Genomic DNA, 23,005 nt, shown 5'->3' with positions numbered 1-23,005 from the left:
CCCTATTGCAAAATTACCTTGTAAAATGCTCAAATTAATGAACATCTCTCCAGTATTCTTTCTTAAGCATAAATGCCAAGATAAATAGGATAATTAAAAATCCAATTACCTTAATACCTAACGCTTCTGATTCAAGGCGTGTAGGCTCACCTACATACTCAAGGAAGTTCGTTAAATCACGAACTGCATCATCATATTCGCCTTCACTCATTTCACCCGTACCGTCTGTTTCAGTACCTGTGATGTGAACAGTTGTTACACCATCTACAGTTACTTCTTCAGTGATAGCTGTAGGTAAACCTTGAAGTTCTTGTAGAACATGTGGCATACCTACTGATGGAAATAACGTATTATTTACGCCAAATGGGCGAGATTCATCTTTGTAAAATGATTTTAAATAGGTGTAAATCCAATCACTGCCACGCACACGCGCAACATTTGTTAGATCCGGCGGAGCCGCACCAAACCATTTCGCAGCATCTTCTTTGCCAATCGCGTTTTTGATATGGCTACCTACTTTAGAACCATCAAAAATCAATTGCTCTTGACCAACTTCAGTTGGAATACCAATATCACGGAAAGTACGTTCATAACGTTGGTACTGCATTTGGTGACAACCAAGACAGTAGTTCATGAACAACTTTGCGCCGCGCTGCAAAGAAGGCTGATCAGATATATCGTTATTCGCTTCCATTAAAGGAACCGACCCACTTGCCGCCATAACCATGTTAGGCAACAAGTTAACTGATAAAGCAAATAAACCGATAATTAGCTTTTTCATCATTTCGTTAACCTCTCAGGCAATGGCTTAGTTTTTTCATTCTTACTGTATACAAATAACAGTACGAAGAACATAAAGTAAGTCACAGTACAGATTTGAGAAATTATCGTTTTCATATCAGTTTGTGGAGTTGCACCCACCCAGCCTAAAAGAACGAAAGTTACAACAAAACCTGCAATGTTCCATTTGTGGAAACCACAACGGTAACGAACCGATTTAACACGACCACGGTCAATCCATGGTAATAATGCTAATACCACAATTGATGCACCCATTGCTGCAACACCGATAAGCTTATCAGGGATTGCACGTAAGATTGCATAGAATGGCGTAAAGTACCAAACCGGGAAAATATGCTCTGGTGTTTTAAGTGGATTCGCCGCTTCGAAGTTTGGCGCTTCTAGGAAGAAACCATTCATCGCAGGCATAAAGAATACAACCCAACAGAACAAGATTAAGAAACCAACCACACCCACAATATCTTTTACTGTGTAGTACGGGTGGAACGGTATCGCATCAACAATGTCTTTTTTGTCAGTGTAATACTCATGGAATTTAAATTTAGGCTTATCTTCTTCTGCAACAGAGCCTTTCTTACGTTTAATTTCAATGCCTTCAGGGTTGTTTGAACCCACTTCGTGCAGAGCAACAATGTGTAAAAATACTAAGATTACAATAACCAATGGTAGTGCAATAACGTGTAATGCAAAGAAGCGGTTAAGCGTTGCACCCGATATTACGTAGTCACCACGGATCCAAAGTGTTAAGTCATCACCAATAACCGGAATAGCCCCGAATAATGAAATGATTACCTGTGCACCCCAAAATGACATTTGACCCCATGGTAATAAGTAACCCATGAATGCTTCAGCCATTAGCGCTAAGAAAATAAACATACCAAACAACCACAATAGCTCACGTGGTTTTTGATAAGAACCGTAGATCATGCCACGGAACATATGCATATATACAACGATGAAGAACGCTGAGGCACCTGTTGAGTGCAAGTAACGTAATAACCAGCCGTATTCTACATCACGCATGATGTACTCTACTGAAGCAAATGCGCCTTCAGAAGACGGAACAAAGTTCATCGTTAACCAAATACCCGTTAGGATTTGGTTTACTAGTACTAACATGGCTAAAGAGCCAAAAAAGTACCAGAAGTTAAAGTTTTTAGGTGCTGGATACTGTGCAATATGCATGTTCCAAACACGTGTCATTGGGATACGATCGTCGATCCAACTAACAATTTTACCAAACATTAGGCTACCCCTTTTTCTTCGCCCACTAAAATAGTGGTCTCATCAAGAAAAGTATAAGGTGGTATTTCTAAGTTCAATGGTGCAGGAACCGATTGAAATACTCGGCCAGCCATATCAAATTTAGAACCGTGACATGGACAGTAAAAACCATCATCAGTCCCTTCAACTTTTTCACCAAAGTTACCTTTGAAAAAGCCTGGAGAACAACCTAAATGCGTACAAATACCAACAGCGACAAAAATCTCTGGGCGTAATGAACGGTAATCATTTGTTGATGATTCTAATTGTTGTGGCTCTTGCGATTGCGGATCACGAAGTTGACCTTCATGTTCTTTCATCTGCTCAAGCATTTTAGGGGTCCGTGATACAACCCATACAGGTTTACCACGCCACTCGACACGTATTAATTGTCCTGGCTCAAGTTTGCTGATATCTACTTCTACAGGCGCACCCGCAGATTTAGCTCGCTCACTTGGATTCCAAGACGCAATAAAAGGAACAGCAGCCCCAGCCGCACCAACACCACCTACAACAGAGGTAGCTATGGTTAAAAAGCGACGTCGGCCATTGTCTACAGGCGCATTGCTCATCCACTTATCTCCACTATGATTCTCAACACTTGCTATATTGAGAACATCAGTTACAGCAGGTTAATTATTCGAAATTTTTAAAATAGAAGCGATCATAATTAAAACCCTTGATTAAAACAAGGTTATTCACAGCCCCATGCTCGAATAAACCTGACTTGATCAAACATTTGATTAAGTTAGCTCGAGAATAAAGCCGAACGACTATAATAGCGCTTCTGTAAAAACAATATACTGACCAAGATCAACACCACTAAGAGGAAACAGTAAAAACTGCACATAGTGTGGTTAAACTCACTCATTTTACTTGCCAGCCAATTGTAGCAAAAAATTCCACCAATTAACTGATGGATTTAAACTAATTACGATAATTATTTAACTTTTTTGCAGCTATCTGGGTATTTTTTAACTTTCGTACATTTAATACGCGTGTTTATATAAATATGATCAGTGCTTAGGTCGCGAAGAAGCGGGGTTTGAGAGGTAAGTATTTAAAATTTAGTTGTTAATTTGTAAGTAATAATCACTAATTTTTGATAACAAAAAACCCAGCATAAGCTGGGTTTTTGAATTCTTGATAACGTATAGATTAACGTTTTGAGAACTGTGGACGCTTACGCGCTTTCTTAAGACCCACTTTCTTACGTTCAACTTTACGTGCATCACGTGTAACAAAACCTGCTTTACGAAGTTGTGGACGTAATGACTCGTCAAACTCCATAAGTGCACGAGTGATACCGTGACGGATAGCACCAGCTTGACCAGTTGTACCACCACCGGCAACGGTGATGTGAAGGTCAAATTTTTCAGTCATGTCAACAAGCTCAAGAGCTTGACGAACAACCATGCGTGCTGTTTCGCGACCAAAGTACTCTTCTAAAGAGCGCTTGTTGATTACGATGTTACCAGTGCCTGGGCGTAAGAATACGCGAGCACTTGAACTTTTACGACGACCTGTACCGTAGTATTGATTTGCCATGATAGTGCTCCTTAAATGTCTAGAACCTGAGGCTGTTGTGCAGCATGATTGTGCTCAGTACCTGCGTAAACTTTAAGTTTACGGTACATAGCGCGGCCTAAAGGACCACGTGGCAACATGCCTTTTACAGCTTTCTCGATGATCATTTCAGGCTTTGCAGCTTGAAGTTTATCAAAAGTAGTAGACTTAAGACCACCTGGGAAACCAGAGTGAGCGTAGTACACTTTATCTTTGAATTTGTTACCAGTTACAGTAACTTTTTCAGCGTTGATAACGATGATGTAATCACCAGTATCTACGTGTGGAGTGTATTCAGCTTTGTGCTTACCGCGTAGGCGATGAGCGATTTCAGTAGCGATGCGACCTAAAGTTTTACCTTCAGCGTCAACTACGTACCAGTCACGTTTTACTGTTTCTGGTTTAGCAACAAACGTTTTCATTTATAAAAATCCAATGTTTTTCAATTAAAACCACAGGCAGTTAATATTAACTACCGCTCTAAGTATGCTATAACCCCTTCGAGTTTTAGACTTTTGCGCCGCTCACAAGTGGCTAAACTATATGAGGACATAGAACGCAACGTGGCAGACGCGGGAGTATACCAGCACTTAAATCACATTGCTACCGAGCGCTTGTTTTTTCCGCAAGAAATTTAATAAAATTAGAAAACTTATGTAAAGGTATAAACCTTAGGCTAAATGCTCTTTTGCTAAATACTCTAAAGATTGCATTTCTTGCAGGCGGCTTATACAACGTTTAAATTCAAAATTTAAATTACCTTGGGTATAAAGCTCCGTGATAGGTTTTTCAGCAGATATAATTAATGTGACATGGCGCTCATAAAATTCATCAACTAACGCAATAAAACGTCTCGCTGCATCGTCATTAGTTTGACCAAGCTGTTTAACATTAGAAATTATTACAGTGTTAAACAAGCGACTAATTTCCATATAGTCTACTTGGCTACGTGCAGTTTCGCATAACTCGCTAAATTCAAACATAGCTACACATTTAGCCACTTTACGAGTGTTAATTAAACGCCCTTCAATTTCGATTGGCTCATCATGCTTTCCGGCTTCTGGCGATAACTTGTCGAAATATTCAAATAAGTTTTTATCAGCTTGTTCATCTAATGGGCTATGGAATATTTCAGCTTGCTCAAGGGTACGTAATCTATAATCAATCCCAGAATCTACATTGACTATTTCTGTGTTTGCTTTTACCAGCTCAATAGCCGGTACAAAACGTGCGCGCTGTAAGCCATTTCGGTATAAGTCATCAGGGATAATGTTTGAAGTAGCCACAAGTACAATGTTGCGAGCAAACAATGCCTGCATTAAGCCACCAAGTAACATGGCGTCGGTAATATCTTGAACAAAAAACTCATCAAAACAAATTATGTCGGTCTCGGCTTTAAAAATATCAGCAACTTTTTCAAGCGGATTGGCTGTGTTATTTAATTTTTTAAGCTCATCGTGAACACGATGCATAAAACGATGAAAATGCACTCGCATTTTACGGGTGCCAGGCAATGCCTCATAGAATGTATCAACTAAATAGGTTTTACCACGCCCTACACCACCCCAAAAATACAAACCTTTAATAGGCTCTGGTTCGTGACTATTAAATAACTTAGCAAAAAAGCCCGATTTTTTAGGTTTTGCTTGGGTTAGGTCATCGTATAAACGCTGTAAATGACGTACTGCATTTTCTTGTGCTGAGTCATGTACAAAGTCATCACGCTTGAGGTCTTGCTGGTATGTTTGCCAAGGAGTCATATCTATTTACATTTAAAACGCAGTTTAATTTGTAAAGCATATTAACACGCATCATCAGTCGGGGTATATTGCACTTAGTATGATTTGTAATTGAATCAGGCATTCATTAGTTATTTTCCCAAAGGGGTAGAATTATGGGCACAGTTATGTGGGTAGGTTTAGTTGTTATTACTGCTGTAGTAGCGTTTTTTATTGGTGCATTTGTTACTAAAAAGCAATTTAAGCAAGATGAATTAAAAGAGCAGGCTGAACAAGCAGAGAACGCGCTTGAGCAATATCGCCAAGATGTAGCCGATCATTTAGCGAACACAGGCAAGCTCGTCAATAAAATGAAAGAAAACTACGATCAGCTTCTTAGTCACGTGGAAGAAACCAACCAACTATTATTAGAAGATAGAAATAAAGCCCCTGCGGAACCGTTTTTCTCTAAAGAAACAACAGAACAATTGCAGGCTTCTTTAAAAGAACGCCAGTGCGATCGCTCAAATGCACAAGCACAACCAGCCGATTATGTATCTGGAGAGTCAGGTTTATTTGCTGGACAGAATAAAGTTTCAGAACATTCTAAAGCATCTTGATGAACTTTTTTTTGACCCCATAGTCTTTAGATATAACAGCTTTGTTGTTTTATTACTGACAAACTAAAAAAGGCTGCTTGTGCAGCCTTTTTTAATTTTTGCTTTTCCTAAGTGGAGTAAACCCTGACTATGAAAATGAAATTATCACTTATCAGCGCAGCTATTCTTTCTACTAGCCTGTTATTAAGCCCGGTCGCCTCATATGCAAAATTACCGGTAGCAGTAAATGGTCAACAATTACCAACACTCGCACCAATGCTTGAGCAAATTACCCCAGGTGTAGTTAGTATCCAAGTTTCTGGTTCGAAAGAAGTACGCCGCCGCGCCGATCCACTTGAGTACTTTTTTGGCAACCCTCAACCTCGTAGCCAAAAACGCCAATTTAGTGGTTTAGGCTCAGGTGTTATTATTGATGCTGATGAAGGTTATGTAGTAACCAATAATCATGTTATTCAAGACGCTGAAAAAATGGTTGTTACACTCGAAGATGGGCGCGAATACGAAGCTACAAAAATTGGTAGCGATACTGAGTCTGACATTGCGTTACTACAAATTGAGGCTGACGACCTAGTTGAAGTTAAGCTGGCTAATTCAGATAGCTTGCGCGTTGGCGATTTTGCTGTGGCAATTGGCAATCCATTTGGTTTGAGCCATACAGTAACATCAGGAATTGTAAGTGCACTGGGCCGCAGTGGTTTAAATATAGAAGGTTATGAAGACTTTATCCAAACGGATGCGGCTATTAACCAGGGTAACTCTGGTGGCGCATTAGTTAATTTAAATGGTGAGTTGATTGGTATTAATACCGCAATTTTAGGTGCATCAGGCGGTAATGTAGGTATTGGCTTTGCTATACCATCAAACATGATGAAAAACTTAGTTGATCAAATTATTGAACATGGCGAAGTACGCCGAGGTTCACTGGGTATTTCTGGCCGCCCATTAGATGCAGGACTAGCAAAAGCCCAGCAACTTGATGTGAAGCAAGGTGCTTATGTAATGCAAGTAATGGATGATACCGCAGCAAGTAAAGCAGGCATTAAAGCTGGTGACGTAATTACTAGTATTAATGGCAGCGACATAAGTGGTTTTCATGAGCTACGTAGTAAAATTGCAACCTTAGGTGAAGGCCGTGAAGTTAAACTAGGCATTTACCGCGACGGTAAAGTTAAAACAGTAGAAGTAACACTTGATGGTGCATCAGGCGTTACCGCTACAGGCGAAGAGCTTCATCCTGCTTTTCAAGGTGCAGAGCTTGAAAACGTGCAAAAAAATAGTAATAAGGGTGTTGAAGTAACCTCTGTTGATCCGCGCTCACCTTCGGCTCGTGTAGGCCTAGAAGAAGGAGATGTGATCATGCAGGTGAACCGTCAACGCGTAGAAACGATTCGCGATATGAATAAAATCATCGAGAGTACGCAAGGCAATATTGTCCTGGGCGTAAAACGCGGCCGAGAGTCGATATTTATACTCATTCAATAATTAATCGCAGTATAAATGTAATAAAAGTAACAGTGGCACTTGCCGCTGTTATTTTTTTTATGCCATCATAAAGAGATTGCTCACAAATAATAAGAAACTCGTGCTGAAACTACTAAAATTTGTTCTTCCCCCGTTGTTTGCAGGCTTAGGTATTGCTTTTCTAGTGGTTTTCTTTAGCCCAAATATGAGAGCAGCCCTATTACCTAATGTACCAATCCCAAGTGCGATGAGCTCAAGCCATTTAAGCTTTTCGGATGCAGTAAAACGAGCTGCGCCATCTGTAGTGACTATTTTCTCAGAAAGCATTTCTAAAGAGCCACGCTATAAACGACAAAATACCGTACAAGAGTTAGGATCTGGCGTTATTATGGCGCAAGACGGCTATATATTAACTAACTATCACGTTATTAATAATGCAGACCAGATCATGGTTATTCTTACCGACGGTAGGCGATTTTTTGACGTGCAGTTAATCGGTTTTGATACTATTACTGATTTAGCGCTATTGAAAATAAATGCAGATCACTTACCTGTAATCCCTGTTAACGACGACTACTCATCAAGTGTTGGCGATGTCGTGCTTGCAATTGGTAACCCTCTTAATTTAGGGCAAACCATCACACAAGGTATTATTAGTGCAACGGGTAAACAAAAAATTACCGACAGCCCTTATAACAACTTACTGCAAATGGATGCAGCTATAAATGTTGGTAACTCAGGTGGGGCGTTGGTGAACTCAAATGGTGACTTAGTGGGTATCACTTCGGCGCAGTTTAAAACCCGTGAAAACCTTAATATTCAAGGAATATTTTTTGCAGTTCCCTACTCGCTCGCAAAAGAAGTGATGGGAAAACTAATACGCCATGGCCGCGTTGTACGTGGCTATTTAGGCTTTGAGGGCACCGCAGTTGATAGTACAGGCAAAGAAGTAAACGACAGCCTTACCGAGGTTGCAGGAATGCGTATTACTAACTTAGACCCATTAGGTCCGGCGTGGCAAGCTGGCATTGAAGAGCAAGATATTGTTATTAAAATTGCAGGGCTGTCTGTGGCTAATCCACAAAAAGTACTCGAAAGAATAGGTAATACAGAGCCAGGTAAAGAAATTGAATTTGAACTTTATCGTAACGGTAAAATAGAAAAGATTATGGTAACGGTTGCCGAGCTTGAAACTAAACTTTAAAAAAAGGCCGGATAGCTTTATGGCTTATCCGGCCTTTTTTATATTTGGTTAATACCAACCTGCAAATTTAACCTTGGACGGCCAACTGACCCTAATAGTTAATTAAGCAAATTAGTATTACTTAACTACTTCTACGTTTAATATTTGCACCTAGCGCACTTAGCTTATCTTCAATACGTTGATAACCTCTATCAACGTGGTAAATACGATCTACAACCGTTTCACCTTGAGCAACTATACCCGTTAAAATTAGGCTCGCTGAGGCGCGTAAATCAGTCGCCATTACTTGCGCACCCGTTAAACTTTCGGTATCACCACAAATAGCAGTATGACCTTCTAAACGAATATTAGCGCCCATACGTTGTAGCTCAGGTACATGCATAAAACGGTTTTCAAAAATGGTTTCAGTAATAGTTGCACTACCATTAGCCACTACGTTTAAAGCAGTAAACTGTGCTTGCATATCAGTAGGAAAACCCGGATGCGGCATCGTTTTAATATTTACAGCTTTAAGCTCACGCTTACGCATATCTAAATATATGCTACCTTCTTTTACTTCAACGAGTGCATTAGCAGCACGCAGTTTTTCAATAACTGGCTCAAGTGAATGAAAGTCTGTATTTTTACAAAGCACTTCACCGCCAGCCATTGCTGCAGCAACTAAAAACGTTCCAGTTTCAATACGATCAGGTAAAATACTGTGCTCACAACCAGCTAATCGCTCAACACCTTCAACTTCAATGCGGCTAGTACCAGCACCACTAATTTTAGCTCCCATTGCGATTAAGCAATTTGCTAAGTCAGTAATTTCAGGCTCACGAGCAGCATTGTCTAAAATTGTTTTACCATCAGCTAAGGCGGCCGCCATTAATAGGTTCTCGGTAGCGCCTACACTCACCATTTCCATAAAAATTTCGGCGCCTTTTAAGCGGCCATCAACCTTGGCATTAATGTAACCATTTTCAACGTTGATTATAGCGCCCATGCGCTCTAAACCCTGAATATGTATATCTACTGGGCGAGCACCAATAGCACAGCCGCCAGGTAAAGACACTTGTGCCTCACCAAAACGAGCGACTAAAGGGCCGAGCGTTAAAACAGATGCACGCATTTGTTTTACTAACTCATACGGAGCAAGGGTTTTATTAACGCTAGAACCGTCGATTATTAGCGTATCGCCCTGCCAATTAACCTCTGCACCCAATGTTTGTAATAATGCTTCTGTTGTTACTATGTCACGAAGGCGAGGCACATTAGTAAATGTACTTACACCGTCAGCAAGTAGTGAAGCAAATAAAATAGGCAATGCAGCGTTTTTAGCGCCAGAAATAGTAACTTCACCCGCAAGTGAAGTGCCACCTTGAATTACAAATTGATCCATTAGGAGGCCTTAACTATTGAGGTAAAATAAATTTTTGTTCACGTTTCCACTCGGTAGGAGTAAAAGCACGAATTGATACAGCGTGAATTGTGCCATCAGAAATAGTATTCATTAATGGGCCATAAACTAGCTGTTGCTTTTTAACTCGGCTTAAACCGTCAAAGCATTCACCTACGGCAATCACTTCATAATGGCTACCATTGGCTTTTACATGTACTTCAGATAATTGAAGTTCGTCGCGTAATAATGTTTCGACTTGGCTAGTTTCCATAACTCTCACTCAAATAGGGTTGTAACTTGACCCAATTGCATTAAATTTTGCAATTGCTCAGGTGGATTTTGCAATTCAAGGCGGATACCTTGTTGCTTAAATTCTGCAAAAGAGTGAATTAACCAAGCTAAGCCCGCTGTGTCAACCCTAGATACCTCACTAAGGTCAAAATAGGTGGTTTTATGCTTAGTTAATAACTTATCGTTCAGAAGCTGTTCATTGCCAATTGAATTTCGAGTAAGTTCTCCACTTACCCGAAAGTGCTGTTCATCAACTTGGCTTATTGCCAATTTAGTCATTTGAATTGTTGCCTCTAAACTGAACTGGCAGTTGGCTCTTTTGCTCTAAAAGGTTACTTACGTTATCAATACCTTGCTGGCGTAAAATACCTTGTAATTCGCTTTGTTTAGCATCTAGTAAGCTTATACCTTCAGCAATCATGTCGTATGCACGCCACTCACCGCTGCGATCTTCGCGTACTTTAAAATCAATTTTAATATCCGGTTTACCATCTTCGGTGATTTTGGTTTTTACAACAACCACGTCTTTGCCTTTAAACGGCTGCTCTGCACCAAATTCTACATGCTGATCGGTATATTGAGTAAATACACCCGCGTAAGTGGCAACTAAGTACTCTCTGAATACGCTAATAAAGCGTTGAATTTCTTTAATTGCTTTAGCTTTTTCTGCTTCGTCTGTAATTGCACGTACTTTAGATACTTCACTACCTAATACACGAAGCGCTGCGTATTTGTAATCAATGTAAGGCATAAGCTCTTCTTCAACAATAACGCGAAGATGCTCTTTGTCTTTACTAATAAGCGGCTGATCTTTTTTGATACGATCAAATGTATACTCAGATACTTGGCGTACCATTTTATTAGGATCATTTAATTTAACTTCTGCTGCACTAACGCTCTGCGTTAATGTTATTGCGCCTATGGCTACAATCGCTAAAAACTTTTTCAACATAATAATTACTCACTACCTTGGTTGAATAAAAACTGCCCAATTAACTCTTCAAGTACTATGGCAGACTTGGTATCAGTCATTGAGTCACCATCACCTAACGCTTTGCTTTCTACGCCAAATAAATCATCTATGGCTTCGTCTTGTTTATTCTCTGTGACTGTTTCGCCTAAACAGCGCTGCTCTGCCGAACTTGGAGCTATAACAGGGTGAATACCTAAGTACTGCTCACCTAAAATACCCGATGTTAAAATTGAGATAGAGCTCGTATCTGAAAAACGACATAAGTACTGCGCATCTATTGTCATATTCACTACAGGTAAAAATTCTTGCGGGTGAACATAAATAGACTCAACACGACCAATCACTACACCACCCACTTTTACTGGGGCGCGCGCTTTAAGTGAGCCTATGTTTTCAAATTTAGCATTTAGCGTATATGTTTCGCCTGAGCCACTAATGCCGGAGTTGGCTACTTTCAATGCCAGCATCGCAAACGCTAAAATGCCTAACGCTACAAAAAAACCAACTAAAATTTCTAATTTCCGTGAATTCATTATCTATACCCTATTAGCTGGTAAACATTACCGCTGTCAAAATAAAGTCAAAACCTAAAACTGCCAATGAAGAATGAACAACCGTTTCGGTGGTTGCCTTACTAATACCTTCAGAGGTTGGCACACAGTCATACCCTTTATAAAGGGCAATCCAAGTTACTACAATTGCAAACACAAAGCTTTTAATTAAGCCATTTAGTATGTCTTGCTGAAACGATACTTGCGACTGCATGATTGACCAAAAACTACCTGTATCAACACCTAACCAATCAACCCCCACTAAATGAGCACCGATGATTGCTACAGCTGAAAATATTAATGCAAGTAAAGGCATACTAATAAAGCCAGCCCAAAAGCGCGGCGCTATTATGCGTTTTAGCGGATCGATTGCCATCATTTCAAGTGATGACAGTTGCTCTGTGGCTTTCATTAAGCCGATTTCGGCAGTGAGCGCACTCCCTGCTCGCCCTGCAAATAATAGCGCAGTAACAACAGGCCCTAGCTCTCGTAATAAGCTCAATGCCACTAAGGGACCAAGGCTATCTTCCGCGCCATAGCCAACTAAAACTGTATACCCTTGTAGCGCTAAAACCATGCCTATAAATAAGCCAGATACCATTATGATAAGCAATGATTGCGAGCCCACCATGTATAGTTGGCGTACAAGTAAAGGGGTACCTTTTTTAAAATTAGGAACATGTGCAAGCGCACTAAACAGCATGTGTGCTGAACGGCCAAGCGCAGCAAAACGCCCTAGCGTTTTTCGCCCTAGCCTTTGAAATAAATCCAACATTATGCTTTTTCTCCAAGTAACTCTTCGGCATACGTTTGCGCAGGAAAGTGAAATGGTACAGGCCCATCCGACAAACCATTTAAAAACTGCTGCACTAATGGAGATTCATGATTGCGCATTTCATCGGGAGTGCCTGTGCCTATTACGCCTTGATCAGCAATAATAATGACGTGATCGGCAATACTCATAACCTCTGTAACATCGTGAGTTACAATTAATGAAGATAAACCAAGTACTTCATTTAAAGACTTTATTAGCTTAACCAATACCCCCATAGAAATAGGGTCCTGTCCTGCAAATGGTTCATCATACATAATGAGTTCGGGGTCCAGAGCAATAGAGCGCGCTAATGCGGCACGTCTTGCCATACCACCTGATAACTCAGAGGGCATTAAGTCTTTAGCACCACGCAAACCAACCGCTTGAAGCTTCATTAAGACTATTAATCGAATAATATCTTCGCTTAAATCTGTATGCTCCCTAATTGGAAACGCAATATTGTCAAATACCGACATGTCGGTAAATAAAGCACCACTTTGAAAAAGCATGCTCATTTTTGTTCGTGCCGCATACAGCTCTTTACGCGACATATTTGGAATGCTGCCACCTTCAAATAAAATATCGCCTGAGTCAGGCTTAAGCTGACCGCCGATTAAACGCAGCATGGTGGTTTTGCCAATTCCGCTTGGCCCCATAATGGCAGTGATTTTACCTTTAGGTACGCTGAAACTCATATTTTTATATATGGTTCTATCGCCACGCGAAAAGCTCACATCCTTGACTTCTACTATTGATTGCGACAAGTCGCTCTCCATAACAATGTTCACTAGTGATCCTATTTTAAGGGTTTTTTATCAAAGATGGAAAAAACAATTCGTAAGATTTTGTAATACACCTATAAAAAGTGCTCTAAGGCTGAGGGATTTTCCCTTAACGCATGCTTAAGTTTCTAAATATAAACTAAAAGCACTGGGCCCATTAGAGCAGACCTGACTCTTTTATTTATACTTTCATGTTGGCTTTTGTTACTATTCGCGCCATCTCTATTTTGAATAACTGGCTTATCACAATGGTTACCTCGTTTGTTATTTTGATTCTTGGTTTTGCAGCTCTAGTTTGGAGTGCAGACAGGTTTGTTTATGGGGCAGCAGCCCTTGCTAAAAACTTTGGCGTTCCCACGCTTATTGTTGGTTTAACCGTTGTAGCTATGGGTTCATCAGCGCCTGAAATGATGGTTTCGGCCTCAGCAGCTTTAGCTAATAAAACCGATACAGCTGTTGGTAATGCTGTGGGTTCAAACATTACAAACATTTTACTTGTGTTAGGTATTACCGCCCTTTTTCGCCCTCTTGCAGTATCTTCAAGTACATTAAAACGCGAAATGCCATTAGTGATGCTCGTATCATTGGCTACTTGGTATGTGTTTTCAGATAACTACTTTTCGTTTGGTGAAGGCATAGCACTTTTAATTGGCTTTATCGTTTTTATTGGTGGGCTGATTATTGTTTCTATGCGCGCAAAAAATGAAGATGATCCGTTTGTGTCAGAAGCATGCGATGAAGTACCTAATGACGTTCCAACAAAAAAAGCTGTATTTTGGCTAGTTATTGGCATGATTTTACTTCCTGTTAGTTCACATTTTTTAGTGGGCTCGGCGGTTGATATTGCAAAATACTTTGGCTTGAGCGATTTAGTCATCGGTTTAACTATTATTGCCATAGGTACGAGCTTACCTGAGCTTGCAGCCTCTATTGCAGGTGTATTAAAAAATGAAGATGACCTTGCTCTTGGTAATATTGTGGGCTCAAACATATTTAATATTTTAGCCGTATTACCACTAGCCGGTATTATTAACCCTTCAGTAATTGATCCATCATTAGTGAGTCGAGATGTATTAATAATGATAGGTGCAACACTTGCTCTTATTATTATGTCGTTGAACTTTAGAGGTTCTCAGCGTATCAATAGAGTAGAAGGCGGCTTATTGCTATTAGCATTTTTAGGCTACCAAGGTTATATTTTCAGTCAAATAGGGTAAACATGGCGCAGTTAAACTTTATTGAACAAGGCCTTCGCGTTCTTGATATAGAACGCCAAGCATTGAGTGATATTTCTCAATATGTTGATGAAAACTTTCATCATGCATGTCAATTAATGTACGACTGCCAGGGCCGTATTATTGTCATTGGTATGGGAAAATCAGGCCATATAGGCAATAAAATAGCCGCCACACTTGCAAGTACGGGTAGCCCAGCCTTTTTTGTTCACCCAGGTGAAGCGAGCCATGGCGACTTAGGCATGATCACAAAAAATGATGTGGTTATGCTTATTTCAAACTCTGGTGAAACCAGCGAAGTTTTAAATATCATCCCAGTCTTAAAAAGACTTGGTGCAAAAATGATAGCCATGACGGGTAATATGCAATCAACCATGGCAACACTTGCTAATGTACATGTGTGCATAAAAGTAGAAAAAGAAGCCTGCTCATTAGGTCTTGCGCCAACAGCAAGTACCACAGCCACTTTAGCTATGGGAGATGCTATGGCTGTAGCACTTTTAGAGGCTAGAGGTTTTACCGCAGATGACTTTGCTCTATCGCACCCAGGGGGCAGCCTAGGTAAGCGTTTACTACTAACGCTAAAGGACGTAATGCACAGCGGTGAAAACACACCTAGTATTAATATTTCACAAACTATAAAAGATGCGTTAATTGAAATGTCAGCCAAAGGATTAGGCATGACAGCGATAGTTAATGACAACAAAGAGCTCGCGGGATTATTTACCGATGGCGATTTACGCCGTATTTTAGAGCAACGTATTGATATTCACACCACTTTAATCAGTGTGGTAATGACTAAGTCATGTACAACAGCTACCCAAGATATACTTGCAGCTGAAGCGCTCAATATAATGGAAAACAAACGTATAAATGGGTTAATTGTGGTTAATGAAAAAAACCAACCAATTGGCGCACTAAACATGCAAGACCTATTAAAAGCAGGAGTGTTATAAATGCAATTTGAAGATCTCTATCAACCGCTAAGTGCTGATGCAAAAGCGCGCGCTAAAAAAGTAAAGCTACTTATATGCGATATTGATGGTGTTTTTTCTGATGGGCGAATTTACCTTGGCAACCAAGGCGAAGAGCTAAAAGCGTTTAACACCAAAGATGGCTTTGGCATAAAAGCATTAATAAATAGTGGCTTTGAAGTAGCCGTTATTACTGGGCGTCACTCTCAAATAGTGCAAACCCGTATGAGCAGTTTAACAGTGCAACATATTTATCAAGGTCAAGAAGACAAGCTAATTGCTTACCAAGAGCTAAAAAACAAGCTCAACCTAAGCGATGACCAAATTGCCTATATTGGCGATGATGGCCCCGATATGCCAGTAATGGAGCAAGTTGGTTTTGCCGTTGCTGTAAGCGATGCTCACCCACTTATTAAACGCTTATCGCACTACGTTACCCAAATGCCAGGTGGTTTTGGGGCAGTAAGAGAGCTTACCGATTTACTCATGCTTGAAAATGGTAAGGCACTTACCACACAAGGCACTAGTTCATGAATGCGGCGCGCATAATACTTAGCATTTTATTCATTAGCTGTATGGTTTGGCTTTGGTACCCTTATTTTACCCAAACAAATACAGCTCCTCAGGCAGAACCTGAAGTGATTGCTAAGCCTGATTACATCGCCATAGAACTTAAGCAAACAGCTTATGATGAACAGGGTAAAATTAGCCACAAAGTAACAGCGGCTAAAATGGAGCTATACCAGCAGCTAGGTTTTACATTTTTTGAAAAGCCTATATTTACTTTATATAACGAAAAGCAAACGTGGCAAATAAACGCTGACGAAGCAACATTATACGAAGACAAACAGTTGATATTAGAAGGTAATGTAGTTGCCAAAAACTTAACCGATAACGCCATGATAGACAAAATCAACGCTGATAATATTCAGGTTGATATAGAACTATTAACAATGCGCTCGGAGCAACCTGTTGTCATCACTGGACCCAATTTAAAAATCACCGGTAAAGGCCTTGAAGCCGACTTAAAAACTGAAGTGATTAAACTAATTAACCATACGCGAACCATATACTATGACCAATAAAATTTCTAAAATACTTATAATTCCAACTCTTCTACTTGCTTTTAATGGCTATGCAGCAGAACAAGAAGCTTCTCCTGCTGCCAATCAAATTTCAATTAGCGCTGACAAACAAGAAGGCCAGTTAAAAGCTAATGTAGGGATTTTTGAAAAAAACGTAGAGATTATTCACGGTAATCGTCGTATTACAGCTGACCGATTAGAAGTACACAAACGCGAAGATTTAGGTGATAACAAGCAATTACTAATAGCAACAGGTAGCCCAGCTTATTTTGAAGAAAAACAAGCTGACGGCACAGTAATGAGCGCCAGTGCAAACGAAGTACGCTACGATGTTGCTAAGCGATTTTTAACGCTAGTTGGCGATGCTGAGGTCGCTCAAGCGGGGCAAAAAATCAATGCAAAAAGTATTACATACGACATGCAACAGCAATTAATTAGCGCCGAAAAAGATGAAAACTCTACCGATCGCGTTCACACTATTTTAGTGCCTGTTGAGCCTAAAAAAGTAAAAAAAAGTGACAAAGGCCAGCCATGAGTACATTAAAAGCAGAGCTATTAGCAAAAAGCTATAAAGGCCGTGAAGTAGTAAAAAATGTTGGTCTAGAAGTCAAAGCTGGCAGTATTGTTGGATTGCTTGGGCCTAACGGCGCAGGTAAAACCACTACATTTTATATGATAGTGGGCCTTGTACCGAGTGATAAAGGCAAAATTTCTATTGATGAGAACGATATTACTCTTTTACCTATGCATAGTCGTGCTAGATTAGGCATAGGCTACTTACCACAAGAGTCATCAATTTTTAGAAAACTTACCGTTTATCAAAATTTAATGGCTATTTTAGAAACGCGGAAAGAGCTTAACAAAAAAGCAAGAGAAGATACGCTTAACAACTTGTTAGATGAATTTAGTATTCAACATATTCGAGACAGCCAAGGTATGGCTTTATCGGGTGGTGAGCGACGCCGCGTAGAAATTGCACGCGCACTAGCTGCTAATCCTAAATTTATATTGCTCGACGAACCCTTTGCAGGTGTAGACCCTATATCGGTGTTAGATATAAAGAAAATAATAGAACATCTTAAAAATCGTGGGATTGGTGTATTAATTACCGATCATAACGTAAGAGAAACCCTTGATGTTTGTGAAAAAGCCTACATTGTTTCTCATGGAGAGTTAATCGCTTCTGGTACACCAGAGCACGTATTAAATGATAAAACGGTACGCGATGTTTATTTAGGCGAGCAATTTAGGCTGTAACATTTACGCCATGTCTTTAAGCATCTGCTAGTATTAATTATAACAACATAAAAGGATTGTTAGAGATACATGAGGCAATCATTACAGCTGCGCATGGGCCAGCAACTTACAATGACTCCACAACTGCAACAAGCAATTCGTTTGTTGCAACTCAGTACATTGGATCTCCAGCAAGAAATACAAGAAGCGCTTGATAGCAATCCGCTTCTAGAAGTAGATGAACAAGATTACACGGAAGAATCAGCTGGCAAAAACGAGCAAAAAGCAGATAACGATGAATTAACCGTAAGTGCTAATGCCGACGAAAAACCAAGCGAGTACGAGCAAGACAGTGGTGAAGCACTTACTAAAGACACAGTAAGTGACGAAATGGCTATGGATGTAAGCTGGGATGAGTACATGAGCGCAGCTCCTGCTTCATCATCAGGCCCTATGCCAGAAGATGAGTCTATTTACCAAGGTGCTTCAACCGAAACTCTTCACGAATACCTAATGTGGCAATTACAGCTCACGCCGTTTAGCCCTACTGATGAAGCAATTGCAATAGCGATTGTTGAAGCAGTCGATGACTCAGGTATATTAACGCTAAGCTGTGAAGATATTTTAGAAAGCTTTAATCAAGAGAACGACGACGAGGGCGAAGTTGAACTTGATGAAATAGAAGCCGTTTTAAAACGTATTCAGTTGTTTGATCCGGTGGGTATAGCAGCTCGTAGCTTACAAGAGTGTTTGTGTATTCAGCTAAATCAGTTTGATAAAGATACGCCTTTTATCAATGAAACAAAGATGATTTTAACCGATCATATTGATCTATTAGCGGCTCGCGACTATCGTACATTAATGAAGAAAACTAAGCTCAAAGAAGACGAGCTTAAAGAAGTAATGACGTTAATTCACACTCTAAACCCTAAGCCAGCAGATACTATTGTAAGGGAAGAATCAGAGTATGTGATCCCCGATGTATCAGTTAAAAAAATAAAAGGCCGTTGGGTAGTTGAGCTAAACCCAGATAGCATGCCTAAGATACGTGTTAATAGCCAATATGCAGCTATGTCACGAACAGTTAAATCTAGTGGTGATAGTCAATTTATTCGCTCTCATTTACAAGAAGCTAAATGGTTTATAAAGAGCCTAGAGAGTAGAAACGACACACTACTAAAAGTAACTAATTGTATTGTTAAGCAACAACAGGGCTTTTTTGAACACGGTCCAGAAGCCATGAAACCTATGGTTTTAAACGATGTTGCTGAAATGGTAGAGATGCACGAGTCGACTATTTCGCGTGTAACTACTCAAAAGTATATGCACACGCCACGTGGTATATTTGAGCTTAAATACTTTTTCTCAAGCCACGTAAGCACCGAAAATGGTGGTGAGTGTTCATCTACAGCAATACGCGCTTTGATTAAAAAACTGATTGCCGCAGAAAACTCAGCAAAACCATTGAGTGATAGTAAAATTGCGGATATATTGGCTGAGCAAGGAATTAAAGTAGCTAGACGCACAATCGCAAAATACCGCGAATCTCTGGCTATTCCACCGTCTAATCAACGAAAGAGTTTGATATAAGACGCAAAACAAAGAGGAAAACGCTTATGCAACTAAACTTAACTGGTCGTCATGTAGATGTTACTGATTCATTAAGAGACTACGTAAATAATAAATTTGCAAAGCTAGAAAGGCATTCTGATCATATAAACAATGTTCATGTCATTCTCGATGTAGAAAAACTTAACCAAAAAGCTGAAGCTACAATCCATGTAAGTGGTGCAGAGTTATTTGCATCTACCGAACATCAAGACATGTATGCTGCCATAGACTCGTTGATTGACAAGCTCGATCGTCAAGTTATTAAACACAAAGAGAAGCTTGCTCGACACTAATATGATGAAATTAAGCTCACTTATATGCCAGGACTGCAGCAAAGCTGCGGTCCTTTTTAATAGCAAAAAAAGAATTTTAGAGTTTATTAGCGAACTCGCTCATGAAAAGCTTCCTTATCTTTCTCAGCAAGATATTTTGTGTGCTCTAATGAATAGAGAGAAGCTTGGTAGCACAGGCATAGGCCGTGGTATTGCAATTCCTCATGGAAGAATGAGTGGCGCAGAAGAGCCATTAGCAATAGTGCTTGTAAGCGAGACAGCCATAAATTTTGATGCGATTGATAACCGCCCTGTTGATATATTTGTTGCACTCATCGTACCAGATGGTGATAACCAACAGCACCTAAAGACTCTCGCAACCATAGCTGATAAACTAAATGACAAAGAATTTTGTAAACAGTTACGCTGTGCAAAATCCGATGCTGAGCTTTACCAAGTTATTGTTAATCAATCGTAGTTTAAAAGGGTGATAAATGGAGTTAATTATCATAAGTGGCCGCTCTGGTTCTGGGAAGTCGGTTGCTTTACGCGTTGTAGAAGATTTAGGTTATTATTGCGTAGATAACATTCCAGTAAACCTACTGCCTTCTTTAGTGCGAAGCGTATCGGATACCTACGATAAAATTGCTGTAAGCATAGATGTGCGTAACATCCCTAAAGAGCAAGATGAGTTTAACGATATTCTTGAATACCTCCCGGGCTTTGCAAATCCCACTTTATTTTATTTAGATAGTGACGATCAAACTCTGATCAAACGCTTTTCTGAAACACGCCGATTACACCCGCTTTCTATTGACTCGTTACCACTTGATTTAGCGATAAAAAAAGAAAAACAACTGCTAGATGTATTAGTAACCCGCGCAGATTTTATGCTCGATACAACCGACTTAAGTGTTCATCAGTTAGCTGAGTCTATTCGTGAAAAAATTCTCGGTAAAAAAGATAAGCAACTTATTGTAACCTTTGAATCGTTTGGCTTTAAACACGGTATTCCTAAAGAAGCTGACTACGTATTTGATGCTCGATTTTTGCCAAATCCGCATTGGGAGCCAGAGCTTAAGCCTTTAAATGGTTTAGACCAACCTGTTAAAGATTACTTAGCGAGTCACAGCATAGTACAAAAATTCACTTGGCAAATTCAAACATTTGTACAAACATGGCTACCACACCTAGAGCGTAATAATCGTAGTTACTTAACGATTGCCATTGGCTGTACGGGCGGGCAACACCGTTCGGTGTATTTAGCACAAACAATTGGTGAGAGCTTTGCGATGACACACCCTAACGTAAAAATTAGACACCGCGAACAAGAAAAATAATACAGCCGAATAATCACCAGTTCAGCTTACATAGAGTAACTTATGCATTGTGAAGACGCTTTTTTAATAAAAAACAAACTTGGCTTACACGCCAGAGCTGCCACTGTACTTGCGCAATTAGCCGTGCAGTTTGATGCCACCATTACACTATTTCAAGATGATAAAGAAGCAGCTGGCGATAGCGTACTTGCATTAATGCTACTAGAAAGCAGCCAAGGTAAAGAAGTTAAAGTAGTGTGTGAAGGCCCCGATTCTGAGCAAGCCTTACATGCTGTTGGACAACTAATAGCACAACGATTTAATGAACAAGAATAATTAGGCTTAACTTTTAGTAATAAAAAATTTTACCCGGTTAAGCTTATAAATAAGGTTAGTGCGTCTGTACACTCACCGCCTCCCCTAAAGTAATATAAAAATTTATAAAGGACGCCAATGCCTGAAGCTTTTGAACAAGATTATCCACTACAACAATTAAAACAGGTGACCAAGTCACTCAATAGTGGTCAATTTGTTCAAGTTAGGCGCATGCTTGCAAAAACAGCTCCTTGTGACACCGCACTTTTACTAGAATCATCACCTCACAAAATCCGTCGCTTACTTTGGCAATTAGTTGACCCTGACGTACAGGGTGACGTTCTTGAAGAACTCTCTGAAGATGTACGTTTAGGCATTATTGCTCAAATGGAGCCTGAACACATTGCCGCCGCTACTGAAGACATGGGGCATGATGATTTAGGTGAAGTTCTACGAAGCCTACCTGACACCGTCTATAAAGACGTTGTTAGCGCAATGGATATTCAAGACAGAGAGCGGGCAACTCAAGCCCTATCATATCAAGAGCGCTCTGCTGGCGCGTTAATGAACACCGATACGGTAACCATTCGCCCTGATGTTACTCTTGATGTAGTGCTTCGTTATATTAGACTTAGAGGCGAGCTACCTGAAGGCACTGATGACTTATATGTAGTTGATAAGCATAACTGTTTTTTAGGTGCATTATCACTCAGCACCTTACTCACTAACCCACCAGAAAAAATCGTTCTTGATTTAATGGACGAAGATTGTGAATCTATTCCAATCTCTATGGATGAAAGTGAAGTTGCACAACTTTTTGAGCGTCATAACTGGATATCTGCACCGGTAGTTGATGATAACGCACACCTTTTAGGCCGTGTAACCATTGATGACATTGTTGATGTAATACGCGAAGACGCTGAGCATAGCCTTTTGAGCTTAGCGGGCCTTGATGACGAAGAAGATACCTTTGCACCCGTTTTAAAAAGCTCAAAAAAACGCTCAGTTTGGTTAGGTGTAAACTTATTAACCGCTCTTGCAGCAGCCTTTGTAGCAAGCTTTTTCGAAGGTACTTTAGATGTATTGCCTATTTTGGCGGTGCTAAACGGTATTGTGCCTTCTATGGGGGGCGTTGCTGGCAGTCAATCTTTAACACTCGTTATTCGAGGTATTGCTGTAGGTCATATAAATCAAACAAACCAACGCTTCTTAATGATGAAAGAGCTTGCCATTGGCGCGTTAAACGGTATTTTGTGGTCTCTTTTAATTGCTGGTGTAATAGCACTTTGGCAGTGGGATTTTATGCTTGGTGGCGTACTCGCTTTTGCTATGTTTATGAACTTAGTCGTCGCGGGTGTGGCTGGTGCAAGTATTCCTATTATATTGAAAAAAATGAATATTGACCCTGCATTAGCAGGCAGTGTTGTGCTCACGACCGTAACAGATATTGTTGGTATATTTGCCTTTTTAGGTACTGCTACCTGGTTGCTGGTATAAATTTAAACCGTTTTATAAAAGTGATTTAAATAAGTA

The 23,005-nt window shown here is 40.1% G+C and carries 28 protein-coding genes; 15 read left to right on the top strand and 13 right to left on the bottom strand.

Going from position 1 to position 23,005, the window contains the following annotated elements; all coding sequences use genetic code 11:
• Positions 1 to 34: 34 nt before the first annotated feature.
• The 6 genes from ALFOR1_RS02875 to zapE form a co-directional block, all read right to left on the bottom strand.
• Positions 35 to 784 carry a cytochrome c1 gene (locus ALFOR1_RS02875; RefSeq protein WP_058546993.1) on the bottom strand — a complete coding sequence of 250 codons (750 nt, stop codon included), beginning with the start codon at positions 782 to 784 and terminating at the stop codon, positions 35 to 37.
• Positions 781 to 2,046: a cytochrome b gene (locus ALFOR1_RS02870; protein WP_058546992.1), complete on the bottom strand. Its 1,266-nt coding sequence runs from the start codon at positions 2,044 to 2,046 to the stop codon at positions 781 to 783. Before ALFOR1_RS02870 ends, ALFOR1_RS02875 begins: the two co-directional genes overlap by 4 nt.
• On the bottom strand, positions 2,046 to 2,636 hold the full coding sequence (gene petA, locus ALFOR1_RS02865) for a ubiquinol-cytochrome c reductase iron-sulfur subunit (RefSeq protein WP_058546991.1): 591 nt from the start codon (positions 2,634 to 2,636) through the stop codon (positions 2,046 to 2,048). Before petA ends, ALFOR1_RS02870 begins: the two co-directional genes overlap by 1 nt.
• Before the next feature lie 586 nt (positions 2,637 to 3,222).
• Positions 3,223 to 3,615 carry a 30S ribosomal protein S9 gene (gene rpsI, locus ALFOR1_RS02860; protein ID WP_024600778.1) on the bottom strand — a complete coding sequence of 131 codons (393 nt, stop codon included), beginning with the start codon at positions 3,613 to 3,615 and terminating at the stop codon, positions 3,223 to 3,225.
• An 8-nt stretch (positions 3,616 to 3,623) separates the two neighbouring features.
• On the bottom strand, positions 3,624 to 4,052 hold the full coding sequence (rplM, locus tag ALFOR1_RS02855) for a 50S ribosomal protein L13 (RefSeq protein WP_002957960.1): 429 nt from the start codon (positions 4,050 to 4,052) through the stop codon (positions 3,624 to 3,626).
• Positions 4,053 to 4,301: 249 nt separating this feature from the next.
• Positions 4,302 to 5,390: a cell division protein ZapE gene (zapE, locus tag ALFOR1_RS02850; protein WP_058546990.1), complete on the bottom strand. Its 1,089-nt coding sequence runs from the start codon at positions 5,388 to 5,390 to the stop codon at positions 4,302 to 4,304.
• A gap of 134 nt (positions 5,391 to 5,524) precedes the next feature.
• On the opposite strand from zapE, the gene ALFOR1_RS02845 reads away from it, so the two are divergent.
• From ALFOR1_RS02845 to ALFOR1_RS02835, 3 genes are all read left to right on the top strand, one after another.
• Positions 5,525 to 5,968 carry a YhcB family protein gene (locus tag ALFOR1_RS02845; protein ID WP_058546989.1) on the top strand — a complete coding sequence of 148 codons (444 nt, stop codon included), beginning with the start codon at positions 5,525 to 5,527 and terminating at the stop codon, positions 5,966 to 5,968.
• A gap of 129 nt (positions 5,969 to 6,097) precedes the next feature.
• Positions 6,098 to 7,450 (top strand): Do family serine endopeptidase, encoded by a 1,353-nt coding sequence (locus tag ALFOR1_RS02840; RefSeq protein ID WP_058546988.1) that lies wholly within the window; start codon positions 6,098 to 6,100, stop codon positions 7,448 to 7,450.
• A 100-nt stretch (positions 7,451 to 7,550) separates the two neighbouring features.
• Positions 7,551 to 8,633 (top strand): trypsin-like peptidase domain-containing protein, encoded by a 1,083-nt coding sequence (locus tag ALFOR1_RS02835; RefSeq protein WP_058546987.1) that lies wholly within the window; start codon positions 7,551 to 7,553, stop codon positions 8,631 to 8,633.
• Between the two features lie 121 nt (positions 8,634 to 8,754).
• Here ALFOR1_RS02835 and murA read toward each other — a convergent pair whose 3' ends face one another.
• Genes murA through ALFOR1_RS02800 form a run of 7 tightly spaced genes read right to left on the bottom strand, consistent with a single transcriptional unit; the run spans position 8,755 to position 13,419 of the window.
• Entirely contained in the window at positions 8,755 to 10,014 is a 1,260-nt protein-coding gene (gene murA, locus ALFOR1_RS02830; protein ID WP_058546986.1) for a UDP-N-acetylglucosamine 1-carboxyvinyltransferase, read from the bottom strand.
• A gap of 13 nt (positions 10,015 to 10,027) precedes the next feature.
• Positions 10,028 to 10,285 carry a BolA family protein gene (locus ALFOR1_RS02825; RefSeq protein WP_058546985.1) on the bottom strand — a complete coding sequence of 86 codons (258 nt, stop codon included), beginning with the start codon at positions 10,283 to 10,285 and terminating at the stop codon, positions 10,028 to 10,030.
• Positions 10,286 to 10,290: 5 nt separating this feature from the next.
• On the bottom strand, positions 10,291 to 10,584 hold the full coding sequence (locus ALFOR1_RS02820) for an STAS domain-containing protein (RefSeq protein WP_058546984.1): 294 nt from the start codon (positions 10,582 to 10,584) through the stop codon (positions 10,291 to 10,293).
• Positions 10,577 to 11,257: an MlaC/ttg2D family ABC transporter substrate-binding protein gene (locus ALFOR1_RS02815; RefSeq protein WP_104641992.1), complete on the bottom strand. Its 681-nt coding sequence runs from the start codon at positions 11,255 to 11,257 to the stop codon at positions 10,577 to 10,579. The genes ALFOR1_RS02820 and ALFOR1_RS02815 overlap by 8 nt, the downstream gene beginning before the upstream one ends.
• Positions 11,258 to 11,262: 5 nt before the next feature.
• Entirely contained in the window at positions 11,263 to 11,811 is a 549-nt protein-coding gene (mlaD, locus tag ALFOR1_RS02810) for an outer membrane lipid asymmetry maintenance protein MlaD (RefSeq protein WP_058546982.1), read from the bottom strand.
• Between the two features lie 13 nt (positions 11,812 to 11,824).
• Positions 11,825 to 12,604, bottom strand: coding sequence for a lipid asymmetry maintenance ABC transporter permease subunit MlaE (mlaE, locus tag ALFOR1_RS02805; protein ID WP_058546981.1), 780 nt, complete (start codon positions 12,602 to 12,604; stop codon positions 11,825 to 11,827).
• Complete coding sequence (locus tag ALFOR1_RS02800) at positions 12,604 to 13,419, bottom strand: ATP-binding cassette domain-containing protein (protein ID WP_058547504.1); 816 nt, start codon at positions 13,417 to 13,419, stop codon at positions 12,604 to 12,606. Before ALFOR1_RS02800 ends, mlaE begins: the two co-directional genes overlap by 1 nt.
• A gap of 254 nt (positions 13,420 to 13,673) precedes the next feature.
• Here ALFOR1_RS02800 and ALFOR1_RS02795 point away from each other — a divergent pair, with 254 nt between their 5' ends.
• The 12 genes from ALFOR1_RS02795 to mgtE all read left to right on the top strand — a co-directional run bounded on the left by ALFOR1_RS02795 (position 13,674) and on the right by mgtE (position 22,969).
• Entirely contained in the window at positions 13,674 to 14,642 is a 969-nt protein-coding gene (locus tag ALFOR1_RS02795; RefSeq protein ID WP_058547503.1) for a calcium/sodium antiporter, read from the top strand.
• 2 nt (positions 14,643 to 14,644) lie between these two features.
• A complete protein-coding gene (locus ALFOR1_RS02790) occupies positions 14,645 to 15,616 on the top strand; it encodes a KpsF/GutQ family sugar-phosphate isomerase (RefSeq protein ID WP_058546980.1) in 972 nt (323 codons plus the stop codon).
• A complete protein-coding gene (gene kdsC / locus ALFOR1_RS02785; RefSeq protein ID WP_058546979.1) occupies positions 15,617 to 16,168 on the top strand; it encodes a 3-deoxy-manno-octulosonate-8-phosphatase KdsC in 552 nt (183 codons plus the stop codon).
• On the top strand, positions 16,165 to 16,719 hold the full coding sequence (gene lptC / locus ALFOR1_RS02780) for an LPS export ABC transporter periplasmic protein LptC (protein ID WP_104641991.1): 555 nt from the start codon (positions 16,165 to 16,167) through the stop codon (positions 16,717 to 16,719). The genes kdsC and lptC overlap by 4 nt, the downstream gene beginning before the upstream one ends.
• On the top strand, positions 16,709 to 17,254 hold the full coding sequence (gene lptA / locus ALFOR1_RS02775; protein WP_104641990.1) for a lipopolysaccharide transport periplasmic protein LptA: 546 nt from the start codon (positions 16,709 to 16,711) through the stop codon (positions 17,252 to 17,254). The genes lptC and lptA overlap by 11 nt, the downstream gene beginning before the upstream one ends.
• Complete coding sequence (gene lptB / locus ALFOR1_RS02770) at positions 17,251 to 17,976, top strand: LPS export ABC transporter ATP-binding protein (protein WP_058546976.1); 726 nt, start codon at positions 17,251 to 17,253, stop codon at positions 17,974 to 17,976. The genes lptA and lptB overlap by 4 nt, the downstream gene beginning before the upstream one ends.
• A 69-nt stretch (positions 17,977 to 18,045) precedes the next feature.
• Positions 18,046 to 19,545, top strand: a complete 1,500-nt coding sequence (locus ALFOR1_RS02765) for an RNA polymerase factor sigma-54 (RefSeq protein ID WP_058546975.1) — start codon at positions 18,046 to 18,048, stop codon at positions 19,543 to 19,545.
• A 26-nt stretch (positions 19,546 to 19,571) separates the two neighbouring features.
• The gene (gene hpf, locus ALFOR1_RS02760; protein ID WP_058546974.1) at positions 19,572 to 19,859 is read left to right on the top strand and encodes a ribosome hibernation promoting factor; all 288 of its coding nucleotides are present in this window, start codon (positions 19,572 to 19,574) and stop codon (positions 19,857 to 19,859) included.
• Between the two features lie 4 nt (positions 19,860 to 19,863).
• Positions 19,864 to 20,316, top strand: a complete 453-nt coding sequence (locus tag ALFOR1_RS02755) for a PTS sugar transporter subunit IIA (protein WP_104643613.1) — start codon at positions 19,864 to 19,866, stop codon at positions 20,314 to 20,316.
• A 16-nt stretch (positions 20,317 to 20,332) separates the two neighbouring features.
• Complete coding sequence (gene rapZ, locus ALFOR1_RS02750; protein WP_058546973.1) at positions 20,333 to 21,178, top strand: RNase adapter RapZ; 846 nt, start codon at positions 20,333 to 20,335, stop codon at positions 21,176 to 21,178.
• Positions 21,179 to 21,220: 42 nt separating this feature from the next.
• Positions 21,221 to 21,493 (top strand): HPr family phosphocarrier protein, encoded by a 273-nt coding sequence (locus ALFOR1_RS02745; protein WP_104641989.1) that lies wholly within the window; start codon positions 21,221 to 21,223, stop codon positions 21,491 to 21,493.
• 117 nt (positions 21,494 to 21,610) lie between these two features.
• Positions 21,611 to 22,969, top strand: a complete 1,359-nt coding sequence (mgtE, locus tag ALFOR1_RS02740; protein ID WP_058546971.1) for a magnesium transporter — start codon at positions 21,611 to 21,613, stop codon at positions 22,967 to 22,969.
• Positions 22,970 to 23,005: the final 36 nt, after the last annotated feature.

The sequence above is a fragment of the Pseudoalteromonas carrageenovora IAM 12662 genome (genome assembly GCF_900239935.1).
Lineage (GTDB): Bacteria > Pseudomonadota > Gammaproteobacteria > Enterobacterales > Alteromonadaceae > Pseudoalteromonas > Pseudoalteromonas carrageenovora.
This window is presented reverse-complemented; position numbering and strand designations above follow the sequence as displayed.

Excerpts from the sequence above, each read along its gene's own strand:
- ALFOR1_RS02875 (WP_058546993.1), bottom strand. The coding sequence starts at position 784 with ATGATGAAAAAGCTAATTATCGGTTTATTTGCTTTATCAGTTAACTTG.
- ALFOR1_RS02870 (WP_058546992.1), bottom strand. The coding sequence starts at position 2,046 with ATGTTTGGTAAAATTGTTAGTTGGATCGACGATCGTATCCCAATGACA.
- petA (WP_058546991.1), bottom strand. The coding sequence starts at position 2,636 with ATGAGCAATGCGCCTGTAGACAATGGCCGACGTCGCTTTTTAACCATA.
- rplM (WP_002957960.1), bottom strand. The coding sequence starts at position 4,052 with ATGAAAACGTTTGTTGCTAAACCAGAAACAGTAAAACGTGACTGGTAC.
- zapE (WP_058546990.1), bottom strand. The coding sequence starts at position 5,390 with ATGACTCCTTGGCAAACATACCAGCAAGACCTCAAGCGTGATGACTTT.
- ALFOR1_RS02845 (WP_058546989.1), top strand. The coding sequence starts at position 5,525 with ATGGGCACAGTTATGTGGGTAGGTTTAGTTGTTATTACTGCTGTAGTA.
- ALFOR1_RS02840 (WP_058546988.1), top strand. The coding sequence starts at position 6,098 with ATGAAAATGAAATTATCACTTATCAGCGCAGCTATTCTTTCTACTAGC.
- murA (WP_058546986.1), bottom strand. The coding sequence starts at position 10,014 with ATGGATCAATTTGTAATTCAAGGTGGCACTTCACTTGCGGGTGAAGTT.
- ALFOR1_RS02825 (WP_058546985.1), bottom strand. The coding sequence starts at position 10,285 with ATGGAAACTAGCCAAGTCGAAACATTATTACGCGACGAACTTCAATTA.
- ALFOR1_RS02820 (WP_058546984.1), bottom strand. The coding sequence starts at position 10,584 with ATGACTAAATTGGCAATAAGCCAAGTTGATGAACAGCACTTTCGGGTA.
- ALFOR1_RS02815 (WP_104641992.1), bottom strand. The coding sequence starts at position 11,257 with ATGTTGAAAAAGTTTTTAGCGATTGTAGCCATAGGCGCAATAACATTA.
- mlaD (WP_058546982.1), bottom strand. The coding sequence starts at position 11,811 with ATGAATTCACGGAAATTAGAAATTTTAGTTGGTTTTTTTGTAGCGTTA.
- mlaE (WP_058546981.1), bottom strand. The coding sequence starts at position 12,604 with ATGTTGGATTTATTTCAAAGGCTAGGGCGAAAAACGCTAGGGCGTTTT.
- ALFOR1_RS02800 (WP_058547504.1), bottom strand. The coding sequence starts at position 13,419 with ATGGAGAGCGACTTGTCGCAATCAATAGTAGAAGTCAAGGATGTGAGC.
- ALFOR1_RS02795 (WP_058547503.1), top strand. The coding sequence starts at position 13,674 with ATGGTTACCTCGTTTGTTATTTTGATTCTTGGTTTTGCAGCTCTAGTT.
- ALFOR1_RS02790 (WP_058546980.1), top strand. The coding sequence starts at position 14,645 with ATGGCGCAGTTAAACTTTATTGAACAAGGCCTTCGCGTTCTTGATATA.
- kdsC (WP_058546979.1), top strand. The coding sequence starts at position 15,617 with ATGCAATTTGAAGATCTCTATCAACCGCTAAGTGCTGATGCAAAAGCG.
- lptC (WP_104641991.1), top strand. The coding sequence starts at position 16,165 with ATGAATGCGGCGCGCATAATACTTAGCATTTTATTCATTAGCTGTATG.
- lptA (WP_104641990.1), top strand. The coding sequence starts at position 16,709 with ATGACCAATAAAATTTCTAAAATACTTATAATTCCAACTCTTCTACTT.
- lptB (WP_058546976.1), top strand. The coding sequence starts at position 17,251 with ATGAGTACATTAAAAGCAGAGCTATTAGCAAAAAGCTATAAAGGCCGT.
- ALFOR1_RS02765 (WP_058546975.1), top strand. The coding sequence starts at position 18,046 with ATGAGGCAATCATTACAGCTGCGCATGGGCCAGCAACTTACAATGACT.
- hpf (WP_058546974.1), top strand. The coding sequence starts at position 19,572 with ATGCAACTAAACTTAACTGGTCGTCATGTAGATGTTACTGATTCATTA.
- ALFOR1_RS02755 (WP_104643613.1), top strand. The coding sequence starts at position 19,864 with ATGAAATTAAGCTCACTTATATGCCAGGACTGCAGCAAAGCTGCGGTC.
- rapZ (WP_058546973.1), top strand. The coding sequence starts at position 20,333 with ATGGAGTTAATTATCATAAGTGGCCGCTCTGGTTCTGGGAAGTCGGTT.
- ALFOR1_RS02745 (WP_104641989.1), top strand. The coding sequence starts at position 21,221 with ATGCATTGTGAAGACGCTTTTTTAATAAAAAACAAACTTGGCTTACAC.
- mgtE (WP_058546971.1), top strand. The coding sequence starts at position 21,611 with ATGCCTGAAGCTTTTGAACAAGATTATCCACTACAACAATTAAAACAG.